General features: G+C 36.7%; 15 protein-coding genes. 4 read left to right on the forward strand and 11 right to left on the reverse strand.

All coding sequences use genetic code 11. The features are described from left to right. Positions 1-33: 33 nt before the first annotated feature. The gene (secE, locus tag IGI65_RS13030; RefSeq protein WP_071864518.1) at positions 34-204 is read right to left on the reverse strand and encodes a preprotein translocase subunit SecE; all 171 of its coding nucleotides are present in this window, start codon (positions 202-204) and stop codon (positions 34-36) included. Positions 205-216: 12 nt separating this feature from the next. After that, entirely contained in the window at positions 217-369 is a 153-nt protein-coding gene (rpmG, locus tag IGI65_RS13035; RefSeq protein WP_016171295.1) for a 50S ribosomal protein L33, read from the reverse strand. A gap of 189 nt (positions 370-558) precedes the next feature. Here rpmG and cbpA point away from each other — a divergent pair, with 189 nt between their 5' ends. Next, a complete protein-coding gene (gene cbpA / locus IGI65_RS13040; protein ID WP_071864517.1) occupies positions 559-1,200 on the forward strand; it encodes a cyclic di-AMP binding protein CbpA in 642 nt (213 codons plus the stop codon). A 33-nt stretch (positions 1,201-1,233) separates the two neighbouring features. Here the strand turns inward: cbpA and IGI65_RS13045 are convergent, their stop codons facing one another. Continuing rightward, positions 1,234-1,728: a QueT transporter family protein gene (locus IGI65_RS13045; RefSeq protein ID WP_438774439.1), complete on the reverse strand. Its 495-nt coding sequence runs from the start codon at positions 1,726-1,728 to the stop codon at positions 1,234-1,236. A 570-nt stretch (positions 1,729-2,298) separates the two neighbouring features. On the opposite strand from IGI65_RS13045, the gene IGI65_RS13050 reads away from it, so the two are divergent. Beyond that, on the forward strand, positions 2,299-3,279 hold the full coding sequence (locus tag IGI65_RS13050; RefSeq protein WP_071864516.1) for a diacylglycerol/lipid kinase family protein: 981 nt from the start codon (positions 2,299-2,301) through the stop codon (positions 3,277-3,279). Between the two features lie 105 nt (positions 3,280-3,384). Here the strand turns inward: IGI65_RS13050 and recD2 are convergent, their stop codons facing one another. The 4 genes from recD2 to IGI65_RS13070 form a co-directional block, all read right to left on the reverse strand. After that, complete coding sequence (gene recD2, locus IGI65_RS13055; RefSeq protein ID WP_438774304.1) at positions 3,385-5,925, reverse strand: SF1B family DNA helicase RecD2; 2,541 nt, start codon at positions 5,923-5,925, stop codon at positions 3,385-3,387. Positions 5,926-5,942: 17 nt separating this feature from the next. Next, positions 5,943-6,599 (reverse strand): histidine phosphatase family protein, encoded by a 657-nt coding sequence (locus tag IGI65_RS13060; protein ID WP_438774305.1) that lies wholly within the window; start codon positions 6,597-6,599, stop codon positions 5,943-5,945. Between the two features lie 34 nt (positions 6,600-6,633). After that, positions 6,634-7,137, reverse strand: coding sequence for a tRNA (uridine(34)/cytosine(34)/5-carboxymethylaminomethyluridine(34)-2'-O)-methyltransferase TrmL (gene trmL / locus IGI65_RS13065; RefSeq protein WP_071864513.1), 504 nt, complete (start codon positions 7,135-7,137; stop codon positions 6,634-6,636). A gap of 283 nt (positions 7,138-7,420) precedes the next feature. Next, positions 7,421-8,263, reverse strand: a complete 843-nt coding sequence (locus IGI65_RS13070) for a methyltransferase domain-containing protein (RefSeq protein WP_438774306.1) — start codon at positions 8,261-8,263, stop codon at positions 7,421-7,423. A 139-nt stretch (positions 8,264-8,402) separates the two neighbouring features. On the opposite strand from IGI65_RS13070, the gene IGI65_RS13075 reads away from it, so the two are divergent. Both IGI65_RS13075 and IGI65_RS13080 read left to right on the forward strand, forming a co-directional pair. Then, positions 8,403-9,041 (forward strand): copper homeostasis protein CutC, encoded by a 639-nt coding sequence (locus IGI65_RS13075; protein WP_438774307.1) that lies wholly within the window; start codon positions 8,403-8,405, stop codon positions 9,039-9,041. Between the two features lie 64 nt (positions 9,042-9,105). Next, a complete protein-coding gene (locus IGI65_RS13080; RefSeq protein ID WP_438774308.1) occupies positions 9,106-9,810 on the forward strand; it encodes a hypothetical protein in 705 nt (234 codons plus the stop codon). A gap of 133 nt (positions 9,811-9,943) precedes the next feature. Here the strand turns inward: IGI65_RS13080 and mgtE are convergent, their stop codons facing one another. The 4 genes from mgtE to IGI65_RS13100 are packed head-to-tail and all read right to left on the reverse strand — an operon-like array spanning position 9,944 to position 13,699. Then, positions 9,944-11,308 carry a magnesium transporter gene (mgtE, locus tag IGI65_RS13085; protein WP_438774309.1) on the reverse strand — a complete coding sequence of 455 codons (1,365 nt, stop codon included), beginning with the start codon at positions 11,306-11,308 and terminating at the stop codon, positions 9,944-9,946. Between the two features lie 19 nt (positions 11,309-11,327). Then, complete coding sequence (locus tag IGI65_RS13090) at positions 11,328-12,221, reverse strand: RluA family pseudouridine synthase (RefSeq protein ID WP_438774310.1); 894 nt, start codon at positions 12,219-12,221, stop codon at positions 11,328-11,330. Positions 12,222-12,227: 6 nt separating this feature from the next. Next, positions 12,228-13,031, reverse strand: coding sequence for an NAD kinase (locus tag IGI65_RS13095; protein ID WP_438774311.1), 804 nt, complete (start codon positions 13,029-13,031; stop codon positions 12,228-12,230). Continuing rightward, positions 13,031-13,699 (reverse strand): GTP pyrophosphokinase, encoded by a 669-nt coding sequence (locus tag IGI65_RS13100; RefSeq protein ID WP_071864506.1) that lies wholly within the window; start codon positions 13,697-13,699, stop codon positions 13,031-13,033. Before IGI65_RS13100 ends, IGI65_RS13095 begins: the two co-directional genes overlap by 1 nt. Positions 13,700-13,797 lie beyond the last annotated feature (98 nt).

Consider the following 13,797-nt stretch of genomic DNA (forward strand, 5'->3'; position numbering starts at 1 on the left):
TATAGCATTTTTTACATTGTTCAGCTAGTTAATTTATTTTAAAATCCAGCCGAAGATACTCTTGATTGCGGTATCCATCACAAAGAACATCGCGGCAAAAATCAAAGATGTTTCAATAACAACCAGTGTATCTTTGCGTAACTGTGCCTTTGTCGGCCACGTCACATTTTTCATTTCATCTACTACACTACGTAAAAATTTCATGCCTGCTGCCTCCTATTTGGTTTCTCGATGCAATGTATATTGATTGCAATATTTACAGAATTTATTAATCTCCAAACGTTCGCCTTTTTTCCCTTCACTCACAGATTTTGTGTAGTTACGAGATCCGCAAACGGAGCAGGCTAAAGCGGCTTTTTTCGCACCCATCTTTATGGCCTCCTTCAAATTGATCACACTTTTATATCAGCTTTTATTTCATAGACTGATTTGTTTACAAAAGTACACTTTAACTTAGCATGTTTTTTTCTGACTGTCAATGAAGCTAACCAGCTATGTCTTTTTTGAAAGAATATGATATGATAAATTTGTTAAATTGGAGATAATGGAGGGTTTGTTATGCTACTAAAAACCATGGTGTATAAAAAAAGAGATTTGACCACCGTCAAAGAAACAGCAACATTAGCAGAGGCATTAGAAATTTTGGAAGATTCTGGTTACCGTTGTGTGCCAATACTAGATGAAAATGAAAAGATTTTCCGGGGAAACATTTATAAAATGCATATTTATCGTCACAAAGCAAACGGCGGCGATATGAATTTACCTGTCACTCATTTACTTAAAAATGCGACAAAATTTATTTATGTAAATTCTTCTTTTTTCAAAGTCTTTTTCACTATTAAAGAATTACCTTATATTGCGGTGTTAAACGAAAATAATGAATTTTATGGTATTTTAACCCACAGCTCACTATTGAATATGTTATCGCAATCTTGGAGCGTTGATCAAGGCAGTTACGTTTTAACAATTGCTTCAACCGGTAAACAAGGTGATTTAGCCGCAATTAGTAAAATTATCGCAAAATACAGTAGCATTGCTAGCTGTATCACATTAGATATTGGTAAAGATGAGTTTATTCGTCGAACACTCATCACATTACCTGCTAAAACCGATAAAGTTGTTTGCGATAAAATTATTAGTCATCTCGAAAGTAAAAATTTCAAAGTTGTTGAATTAGAAGATTTAACAGCCGCAGAATAAAAAAATGGCTTGGGAAGATTCCCAAGTCATTTTTTATAGTTGTTTAGTAAAGTGCAGACGATTGTCTAACCACATCATAATCGGCGCAGAGATAGACATAATAATTAACTCACTTATAGCCGTTGTCAAATACGTTGGCCAAAATGGCAAATCAGCCGTAATCATCAACATAATAGCAATTAAAAACATACTAAAAGTGAAAAAGGCAATATTGCAGCCTAACAAAATCTTTTTATCTTTTACTTTATTTTGCAAAAGACTCGTTAATGTCAATGCCAGTAGAGTTTGTCCCCCACCAAAAAGGACATCCATCATGCCATAACCAAATAATGCATTATAAATGATGACACCTAAAAAGATTCCCCATAAATATTTTCGGTTAAAAACGACTAGGTGATTTAAACTTTCAGAAATCCGAAATTGAATCGGACCGGCTGAAAACGGGGTAACTAAAGAAAGTGCCACATATAAAGCCGCCACAACCGCATTTACCGCCAAAACTTTGACATTGGTGTTACTTTTACTCATTTGCACAAATTTTTCCTTCTTTCTCCGAGTTTTGATGACGCGGGATGGTTGATGAACCGCGATAGCTACAAGTAATTTTTTAAGATTATTTGCAACTTGTTCTATTTTACCTGCATTACTTACATTTGACCAGTCTTTTTTAATAAAGACTCACCAATAAAACTAGCTTTTATTAAAAGAAAAAATGACAGCACAATCCAGAAGTCACTTAAAAGAAAACGCTTGCAAATTCTATTGAAATATGGTATAAAATAGGTGTAAGGGGTCATAGGAATTCCCAGTAACGTAGACGATGTAGGTTCTACACAACAGAGAATTGTTATGAGACTTAAAAAATTGCTAAAGGATGTGGGAATTTGAGTTACTCCTTACTAATTGAATAGGGTCTAGTGAGTTAAGATTTATTAAGTGGACATCAGAACCTTAATAAGTAGACAAAAAAGCAACAAAGACAGCAACACCTTCACAAAAAAACTCACTAGATCTTTTTTTGTGCGCTTTTTTCTTTTCCCTCCTCAGTTTTTTCTGTTAAAATATGGAACATTAAGTGTAAAAGAGGAGCAAAAAATTGTGAAATTTCATTACATACTCTTGATTAATCAAGTCTCTGGTGAAGGCAATGGAAAAAAAACCGGTGAGATTATTCAAAATTTATTAGCGGAACAACAGATGAGTTATGAAAGCCATTATACCCAATATGCTGGTCACGAAGCCAAAATAGCAGAAGATCTGGCACTTTCTCGTTTAGTCGGTTGGAACGATGAGATAAAAGCTGCTTATGAAGATAAACTTTATCCTTTATTAGTTGTGATTGGTGGCGACGGGACCTTACATCAAGTTCTAAATCAATTTTATCGCATGAATAAAGAGTTTCCTGTGAGTTATATTCCTGGGGGCTCTGGTAATGATTTTGCCCGTGGCATTAAACTGCCAAAAGATCCGCAAAAAGCTTTTTGGGCGATTCAACGGGCTAAAGAACCACAAATTATTAATACTTTGACCTATGATGAAAAAATTCAAAATGAAAAAGGCTTAGTCATTAATAACGTCGGGATTGGCTTAGATGCCGCCATTGTCGCAGCTACTAATGATTCTTTGACCAAAAAGACTTTAAACAAATATAATCTTGGCTCTTTTGCCTATATTGCTTCAATTGTAAAAGTCTTGTTTACTCAAAAGGGATTTCCCATTTTATTAGAAGTAAATGGTGAAGAACATACATTTAAAAAAGCTTTTTTATGTACTACCACAAATCATCCATATTTTGGAGGCGGAGTGGCAATTGCCCCAATGGCTAACGCTCGTAAAGATAATCTCGATTTGGTGGTAGTGGAAAGAATTTCGATGATTAAAATTTTAGGCTTAATTGTGCGCCTCATCACCAATAAATTAACGACTTCAAAACATTATCATCATTATAGTGGTCATAAACTGCGCATCGTTTCCACAGTGCCAGAATATGGTCAAGCTGATGGCGAAGTGATGGGTTCTCGTCCTTTTGATATTACCTTTGCTACTAAACCTCAACTGATTTGGTATTATCCTGAATAAAATTTTAACTATAAAAATACGCAAACTACCTTAGCCTTAATGGCATAAAGATAGTTTGCGTATTCTGTCTTACCGATTTATATTTACTAGCAAAAATTTTTGCGGTTACATAAAATCCATTGGGCTTAACCCTTCCATTCCAATCAATGGATCAATGGCGTTTTCCCGAACCATTTTTTTAGTTAAAATAAAACGAAGTGGCAAATCTGCTGCTAAATTTTCTTTAGTTGAATCATTTTCTTCGACTAAATTATTCGCTGAAGTTTTACTAACAGCATCAGCGGTTAAAGAAATTTCGGTTTCATAAGTTAAGGGCTGATGTTGTTTTTGATTTTCAGCTGAAACAGCGGCCTTAGTTTTTTCACTTGGTTCACTTGGTTCTGTTGTGCTTAAATCAGCTACTTTAGAAGTAGTTAAGACCTCTATCCTTTGTGTTAAAGTCGTTAAACGATTCGCGGATTGATTTGCCACACAAGTTTGAAACGCTTGACTTTCCCCTAATAAGATTAGTTTGTCTTTACTGCGGGTAACAGCGGTATAAAGTAAATTGCGCTGTAACATGCGTTGGTATTGATAGACCATTGGTAAGATGACCATTTCAAATTCACTACCTTGTGATTTATGAATGGAACAACAATAAGATAATGTAATTTTTTGCCAATCATTACGCTTATACGTGACTTCATTTGCATCAAATTGAATAACTAGTTCATCCACCTTATCTTCACTGTCTTTGGCTAAAATAATGCCGACAATTTGTCCCATATCACCGTTAAAGACGTTATCTTCTGGCGAATTCACTAACTGCAAAACTTTGTCTCCAATGCGATAAACTTGGTCGTGAAACGAAACTTCTTTTTTTGAGCCATCATTGGGATTAAAAATTTCTTGCATCATTTTATTTAATGCGTCAATACCAGCTGGTCCCCGATACATCGGTGCTAACAGTTGAATATCCTGGGCGGTAAATCCTTTTGCTTTGGCTTTGGTTACGATTTGAGCAATCAAAGGTTCAATTTGTTGGGCATGACAAGGAAAAAAAGAACGGTCTGCTTTGTTTTGTGTAAAATCAGCCGGAAGATGACCATTTTTTATTTCATGGGCTAAAGAAATAATGGTCGAGCCATCTCCTTGACGATAAATATCCGTCAGCTCCCGCTGTGGGATTTCTTTAATCGCCAGTAAATCATGTAAGACTTGACCTGGACCAACAGAAGGAAGCTGATCTTTATCACCAACAAAAATAACTTGCATATTGTTAGGAATCGCTTTTAGTAATGAATTGGCCAGCCAAGTGTCTAACATTGACATTTCATCGACAATTAGTAAGCCACCAGCTAATTCATTGATTTCCATTTCACCGGCTTTTTCTCTTCCTGTTAAGCCTAAAAGACGATGAATCGTCCCACTAGGAAGCCCGGTTGTTTCATTCATCCGTTTTGCAGCCCGTCCAGTTGGTGCTGCTAATAAAATAGGAAAGACTTCTTGGGTGTAGTCTAACGGATCCAAGCTTAAATCATTTAATTCAGCAAATAATTGGACGATGCCATTAATAACCGTCGTTTTCCCTGTCCCAGGGCCCCCTGTTAAAATAAATAATGGTGAAGCTAAAGCAGCCTTAATCGCTTCTGTTTGAGAGGTCCCATATTGGATGCCTAAGTCTTTTTCTAAAGCGGCTAATTTTTTATCAATTGTCTTTTCAGGATACTTAATTTCTTTTTTGCGTTTTAACATGCGCTGAATCGAGCTTGCAATGCCAATTTCAGCAAAATACAAACTATTTTCATAAATGCGTGTTGCTTCTTGTTGAATTTTATCTTCTTCGGTCAAAGCAATAATCACATCTGCTAGTTGTTCTGGATTAATTTCTACCGGACGACTTTTTTCCAAAAGATGCAACGTTTCATCTAATAACCGATTTGCTTCAATATACGTATCCCCGCTTTGGAGCGAACTTTGAAAAACTTGATGTAAAACAGCTGCCCGCAATCGTTTTTCGCTCGTAGCGGCAATACCTAATTGTTCCGCTAATTGATCCGCCTTTTTAAAGCCAATTCCATCAATGTCTTCTACCAACTGATACGGATTTTCTTCAATAATACTCAAAGCCTGACTATGATACATCTGGTAAATTGCAAAGGAAAGCTGGCTACCAAAACCATATTGAGATAATCCGACGACAATTTCATCCATTCCTTGGTTGGCACGAACGATTTCAGCAATCTGTTGTTGTTTCTTTTCAGTTAAGCCGGCAATACTTTCCAAAACAGAAGCATCAGCGACGATTTTTTTGATTGCATCTACTCCTAATGTAGTCACAATTTTTTCTGCCGTTTTGGGTCCTACACCGGGAAATTTTTCACTGGCAAAATAATTAATCAACCCATTTTCAGAAGTCGGTTGATTTTGAGAATAACTCTCTACTTGAAATTGCAGACCATAGCGGGCATGTTCCACTAAGTCACCATAAAATTGATATAAAGTATCTTCACTAATATCACCAAATGAACCTGTTACCACAATTTGAGGTTCTTTATATTCAGTATTGGTTTCTGCGATATCGATTAACATAACCTTATAAAAATTGCCGGGATTTTCAAAAAAGATTGCCGCGACAGTTCCGCTGACAAAATTTCGTTCTTCCATGCCAAACCGGCTCCTTTCTATAATAAAGCGTCTAAACTACTTTGATCGCCTAAAAAGCTCGCATCATTCCATTTAATTAATTCAAATGGTGTTAAATTTTCCGGTTCTTTCGTCGTTAAAATGCTTAAACTATTATTGACTAAACCACCCATTTCTCGTAATTCAGCAAGGGGCTTACCTGCTAACCACTGAATAGCGGCAGTCAAAGAGGCACCATGGCCGACAAATAAAAGTGGGCCCTTATTTTGCATCGCAGCATCACAAACAACAGTTTCAATGCGTGCCAAAGCATCTTCAATTGTTTCTCCGCCAAAAACACTCGGGTCATAACGATCCAAATGATGACGTAAATTGTGTAATTCCACTGGATAACGCTGAGACATTTCATCAATCAGCTGTCCTTCTAACTCTCCTAGACCAAGTTCTTTTAACCCATCATTATAAATAATTTCAGGTTTATAGCGTAACTGCTCCAAAATCCCTTGTGCAGTTTTCATCGCTCTAGGGGCCGTACTGGCATATATTTTTTCAAATGGAATATCCTTTAACTGTTGCCCCAATAATTTTATCTCGGCTAAACTCTCTGCAAGTAATGGCGAATCTCCTTTTGCACCTTGAAAACGTCGTTCATTATTCCACATAGTTTTACCATGACGGGTAAAATATAACTCCATGACAAAAGCTCCTTTAATTGTGAGTAGGTAAAATTTAATCTAATTTATCATTTTCGTAGTGGTGACTTAATTCCATGTCAGGAAATCCTTGCTGCCGTAATGCTTCGTAAATAACCAAAGCAGCAGTATTAGACAGATTCAACGAGCGTACGTGGGTATCGTTCATTGGAATACGTAAACATTTTTCCGCATTTTCCCGCATGAATTCTTCGGGTAATCCGGTTGTTTCTTTACCAAACATTAAGAAAATTTCTTCATCGGCGGTATAATCCACTTCACTGTAAACTTGATTGGCAAATTTTGTGATTAAGTAAAGACGACGCTCACCTAAATAATCTAAAAATGATGCCAAATCTTTGTGGTAAGTAATATTCACATCGTGCCAGTAATCTAACCCTGCTCGTTTTAAGTGCTTGTCATCAGTAGAAAAGCCTAAAGGTTCAATTAAATGTAGTGGTGTGTTGGTGGCAGCGCAAGTACGCGCGATATTGCCAGTATTGGCGGGGATTTGAGGTTCAAACAAAACAATATGATTCAACTTTATTACTCCTTTTAGTTTCCGATTTATTTATGCTTTATAAAAAGGCAATTATTCTCTCTTACTATAGCACTTTCAGTAAATATATTTGTAAAAAAAGTGCAAAAAAAGAACGTATCGGCTCGGTGTTAATCACTGCGAGTCGCTACGTTAGTGAAGTTCTTTTCACTAACTTTTATCAGAACAGGAACCTGATAAAAACCAATGAAAAATGACTTGTTTGTAATATATCACTCTTATATAAATAATGCAACAGTTTTATCCGAAAAAAGTCACAAAAGTTTCAATTTTCTTTTCCAATTAGCAAGTCTAAATCAATTGTAATTTTATTTAATGGTTTCTGGGCAACTTGCTCTTTTTGCGTTACCGAAACGCCCCACTCTAAAGGAGACATCTCTAACAATGCAAGTTGGTTTTCTACTGAAACATCAAAGCTATACGTTATTTCATGGTGTTTTAAAAGCTTAAATTGTTCTTTAAAATGTTGAATGACTTCCTTATTTTCATAATGTTGTTTCTTTTTGTCATCGGGATAAAAAGCTTGTCGTAATTCTTTTAGATAACCACTGCGGGGAACGACTTTGATAAGGGTACCATCTGATTTTAAAACACGTTTAAATTCACTGTAATTTGAAGGGGTAAATAAATTCAAAACACAATCAAAAACTTGCGGTCCAAAAGGTAAGCGCGTTAAATCTGCAACACACCAAAATAAAGGTTCTGGTTGCTCTGTGGCCAGATAAACCCCATCTTTCGCGATATCAAATCCAATACCGGTAAGATTTTTTTCCATTGCAAGATTATTAAAAAAACTACCTTCACCACACCCCACATCTAAAACTGTCGTATTTGTTGGAATATATTCCCTAATCTTTTGTAACAAACCATCATACATTCCGGCTTTTATTAACTGCCGTCTGGCGGTAAACAGTTTACGATCATAGCCACTGTGAATATTTTTTTTAAGAAAATACAACGTACCTTTTTTTGAAACATCAAATCGATGTCCCGTTTGGCAGACCAGTCCTGCCGGTGAGGCACTCATTTGGCTTTGGCATAAGGGGCATAAAAATAAGTGACTATTTTTTGCCACAAATTGTTTACCCCAGTCAATTTTTTTCAACATACTATTTCCTCGCTTACTTTCCTCTAGCTAATAGCTACTGTCGTTTTTCGCTACTCTACTTTAACACAAGGCTGTGATAAAATACTACATGAAAACAAATTCGCTCTTGTTTCAGATTAATTTATAAAAGGAGACCATTATGATTAAAGAATTTTGTGCCGAAAATTTTACAAATATTCCTGCTGCTATTCATGCTGGAGCTAAACGAATTGAATTATGTGACAATTTAGCCGTAGGAGGCACCACACCAAGTACTGGTGTAATCGAAGAAACACTTAGTTATGCTGGCGAAAAAAACATTCCGGTGATGACCATGATTCGTCCAAGAGGTGGCGATTTTATTTACAATGACACTGAATTAAAAATTATGCATACTGATTTAATCGAGGCAAAAAAAATGGGAACAGACGGCGTCGTATTTGGCTGCTTAACTCCTAGTGGTTGGCTTGATGAAGAAGCTTTAGAATTATTGATTGAGACTGCTGAAGGATTACAAATTACCTTTCACATGGCTTTTGACGCTCTGGTAAAAGAACGCCAATTTGAAGCAATTGATTGGTTAATTGCTCATGGTGTTGACCGTATCTTAACCCATGGCGGCCCGAGTGGAACACCAATTTCAGAAAATCTTTCTTACTTACAAGAGTTAATTGCGTATGCCAATGATCGTATTATCATTTTACCAGGAGCTGGTATTACCGCAGATAATGTAGATGAAGTTGTAACAACTTTAAGCGTTAATGAAGCGCACGGAACAAAAATTGTACGTCTTAGTTAAAGGACAATTTTTTACACTACGTTATAAAGAATAAAACATCGTTCAAAGCTAGAAAGGAGCGTCTATGAAAAAAGCTGATGCCATGTACGCCTATGCCCGTAACCATAAATTAGGTCAGAATATTACGCCATTTTTGGGTGGTTGGTTACAACGCAAACACTTTAGCCTAATCGAAGCCGCCTTAGGAAAAGATGAGGAAGTGATTGCAAGTTTTATCGGGCGTCATCATCCCGAAGATCTTGAAAATTTTAAACCCTTAACTGGCGAAGATCAGCAGGATTTTGAAGAGCGAATTAGAGCCCAACAAACAGGAAAAGTGCGTTACTTTGATTGCAAAGGATTTCATGCCTATGCGATTACAGATGCCGGTCGTCTTATTTTTGCACGCTGGGTACCTTTTAACCACGATTACAAAAGTATCCCTTTGAACAATATTAATACTATTAATCCTAATACACGCATTTTTTGGGGTTCAGTTCGAATTGAGAGCTTTCGTGAAGTTTTTAGTATTTTTTGGACTAAAAAAACCGTTTTTGCCATCGCCAAATTATTAGAAGATAGTAAAAGCGACATGCAAGATGGCGTAATGGATGGGATTACTAGCGCCAAACGAGCCCGTCAAATGCGACAAGAGTCTACTGCTGCAAAAAGCGTCCCATTAACAACCGAAACAAATTTTGAAAAGTTAAAGGAACGTAAAAAAGCACTAGATGAAGGACTGATTACACCAGAAGAATATGAAGCTTATAAACAACGCTTTTTAGAGTAATAAAAAGCGATACGGCCCATTTGGCTCTGTAAGACAAAATCACTATAGCTATAAAAAATACCCAAACGATCATATCCTTTACTTTTCCCACTGTAAACTGGAAAAATAAAAGCGATACTTTCGTTTGGGTTTTTTAAGCAATGAAATACTGCATAAAAAGACTAGCAATATTAAAATAAATCAAAACACTGGTTAAATCACTTAAAGTCGTAATAAATGGTCCACTTGCAACAGCGGGATCAAAACCTAGTTTATCCATTAACATTGGAATAAAACTACCAGCTAAATTAGCGACCGTAATGGCACACATCATGGCCATCCCAATGACAAAACCAAGAATTGGATTGTGTTTCCAGATGGCAACAATGATAAAAATAGTTAACCCCGTAATAAATCCGGTCACCAAACCGGTTAAAATTTCACTGACAACGGTTTTAACAAAACTATTTTCTTTATCATCATTTATCGCTAAGCGTCTTACTGCAACGGCTAAAGATTGAGTACCAGCATTACCGGCAGTTCCTGTAATAAGTGAAATAAAAACCGCTAAAATACTCGCTTCACTCACCAGCTCTTCGTAATGAGAAATTAATGTGGCTGTGGCCATCCCCAAGAATAATAACGTGATTAACCACGGTAATCGTCTACTAGCAGCCTTCACAGGGTTTTCAGAAACCTCTTCAACATTGACCCCAGCTAAACCTGAATAATCACTTGCTGCTTCATCATCAATGACATCAATAATATCATCGACAGTAACGATCCCTAATAAATGATCATCATAATCTGTAACAGGTAATGCCAAAAAATCATAATCCCGAAACGTTTGGGCCACGTCTTCTTGGTCATCGCCTACGTGGACTGAAATCACCCGTTCACTCATCACATCTTGAATCATAGTATCATCTTCATTAACAATTAAATCTCTTAATGAAATAACACCCACTAAATGATTTTCTTGATCGACCACATAAATATAATAAATCGTTTCTGCTACATCTGCTTCATTTTTTAACACATACATAGCAGAACGTACTGTTTGATTGGCAACAATCGAGACAAACTCGGTCGTCATAATCGAACCAGCGGTATCATCTTCATAATGAAGTAGTTCTTTAATTTCACTGGCATCTTCTTTATCCATTAGACTTAAATATTTATTGACCGCTTTTTTATCAAGCGTATTTAATAAGTCAACTGCGTTATCGGTATACATTTCCGCTAACATAGCAGCGGCATACCCAGGACGCATTTCAAACAGATAATCAGTCATATGTTCGTCATCTTCTTCAATTACATCAAACATATCCGCCAACTCTTTTGGCGACAAATAGCCATACATACGATGGCGTTCTTCACTGGTGAGGGACTGATAGAACTGCCCCTGTTCGTATATGTGCATTTCTAAGAAAGGTTCTCTGAACCTTTGCATGTCATCTTTAAGTAAAGCCTGTTTTAATTCAGCAAAGCGTTCTTCCAGTTCTAAATTTTCATCCACTCACACTCACCACGCATTCTTAAATATTTTGAACTACCTGTGTCATATCTTCAGGTAAAGCTAAGGTAAAAGTTAACCGTTCACCACTAAAAGGATGATTAAATGATAACTTATAACAATGTAACGCCTGGCGCGTAATGCCAGCAGTCATTAGACCGCCATATAAGTCATCACCTAATAAAGGAGAGCCGATACCACTAAAATGCACGCGAATTTGATGGGTTCGGCCAGTATGAAGTTTAATATCCACTAACGCTATATTCGCGTTATGTTTCAACAACCAATATTCCGTTTGCGCCATTTGCCCATCTTTGGCAACTTTACGTTTTAATAAAGAACTTAAATCCCGCGTAATCGGCAATGTAATCATACCGTGATCTGCTAGCTGGTCAATGTTGCCGGAAACGAGTGCTTGGTATCTTTTTTCGACTTCCTTTTGGCGCAACTGGCGATCTAACTGGGCATGAGCAAAACCGTGTTTAGCAAACAACATTAACCCAGTAGTATCCCGATCTAAACGAGTAACCACATGTATGACCTGATCTTTATAATTTTTTGACTTATAATAATACTTCACGCGATTTGCCATCGTGCCATTGGGATGATATTGCGCTGGAATTGAAGCAACTCCCGCTGGTTTATTGACGATTAAAAGATGCTCGTCTTCATAAACAATAGCAATGGGTGTTTTATCTACAAGCATTGTTTCATGTTCTTTTTCATCTGGCACGACAATAGTAACCCTATCATTTGGCCGCAAAGAATACAAGACATTTTCCCGTTTATCATTGACTAAAATTAAGCCACCTTGAAACTTAATTTTTGCCAACAATCCTTTTGAAATGCCCTGCTCTTTTAAAAAATATTTTAACTGCTGGATGGTCTCTTTTTGATAATGATACGTAAATTTCATAAAGGTCTAATCTTCTCCAATAAAAGCATCTTTTACTCGGTGCCAAAAATCCATATGCCGAAAAGAAGCAAAGTGAATTCGCTCACTGGCAATCTTGTAATAAACTGATTTAATATGATCTTTTTGAATATCTAATTGATCGACAGTAATCATATAGTCGTTACTATCTTGTAGGCGTATTTCCATCCATTCATCAGCAGAAATCACTAAAGGTGAACCTAATGTTCTAAACACACGATTATTTAAAGAAGCAATTTCCGCTAATTGAATTGCGTTAATGCTGGGATGTAAAACAGCTCCTCCGACACTTTTATTATAGGCTGTTGAACCAGTTGGCGTTGAAATGGATAGCCCATCGCCTCTGAAACGTTCAAAAAGTTCTCCTTTTAAATAAACATCCGCAACCATCGTGCGATTGCCCCGTTTAATTGTCGATTCATTTAATGCCAAAAAGTGCTTTGCTGGTTTATCATCTTGATATTCAATTCGAATATCTAGTAATGGGTAGCTAATACTTTGACCACGATTTTCTTTTAGACTGGCTACAAGTTCTGGTATTTCATAATCACGCCAATCAGTATAAAAACCCAAGTGGCCAGTGTGAACCCCTAAAAAACTCACTTGGTCTAGTAAATGATTATAGCGATGAAACGCTGAAAGTAAGGTCCCATCGCCACCAATAGAAAGGACAATTTCAGGGTGTCCTTGATCAATTGTAATCTCATTTTCAGCCAGCAACTTGCGCAACTGGCGCTCGGTTTTTTCCGACTGAAGACCGTGATTTGAAACGATAGCGACTTTTAATGGCATTACGTCTCCTCCCGATCAATCGAAGCTTGATAATAGCTGTCATCTGATTTGCCCCGGCCATGAGAAAACAAACGTTGCGCTTCTTGAATTTCTTCCCGGATCGTTGACATTTCTTCATCGAGTTGATACGCCGCTTCTGCTGCACGCTGCAGGCGAATTTTCATTTCTTCGGGAAAAGCCCCTTGATATTTATAATTTAAAGAATGTTCAATCGTTGCCCAAAAATTCATTGCGAGCGTTCGAATTTGAATTTCTGCTAAAATAATTTTTTCACCATTTACTAATTGAACCGGATATTCAATCACTAGGTGGTAAGAACGATAACCACTAGCTTTTTTATTCGTAATATAATCTCTTTCAATAATCACTTTCATATCTTTGCGGTTACGTAATAATTGCACAACTTGGTGAATATCTTCCACAAATTGACACATAATTCTTAATCCCGCAATATCAGACATTTCTTCTTCCAATCGTTCCATCGGAATATGACGTATCTGACTTTTCGTAATAATACTTTCTACCGGTTTTACCCGTCCAGTCACAAATTCAATGGGTACATGTTGATTTTGTTCGCGAAATTGTTTGCGAATTCCCCGCAATTTTACTTTTAACTCTGATACGGTTTGCTCATAAGGTGCTAAAAATTTATCCCAATCTCGATCCATAATCATCCCTCAATTTTCTTTAATACATACCATTGTCATTTTACCATAAACCGGCATAAATCTTTATCTCTTCAAATTGAAAAAATATTCCAACTATT

The sequence above is a fragment of the Enterococcus sp. DIV0755b genome, from assembly GCF_051713765.1.
Lineage (GTDB): Bacteria > Bacillota > Bacilli > Lactobacillales > Enterococcaceae > Enterococcus_C > Enterococcus_C canintestini.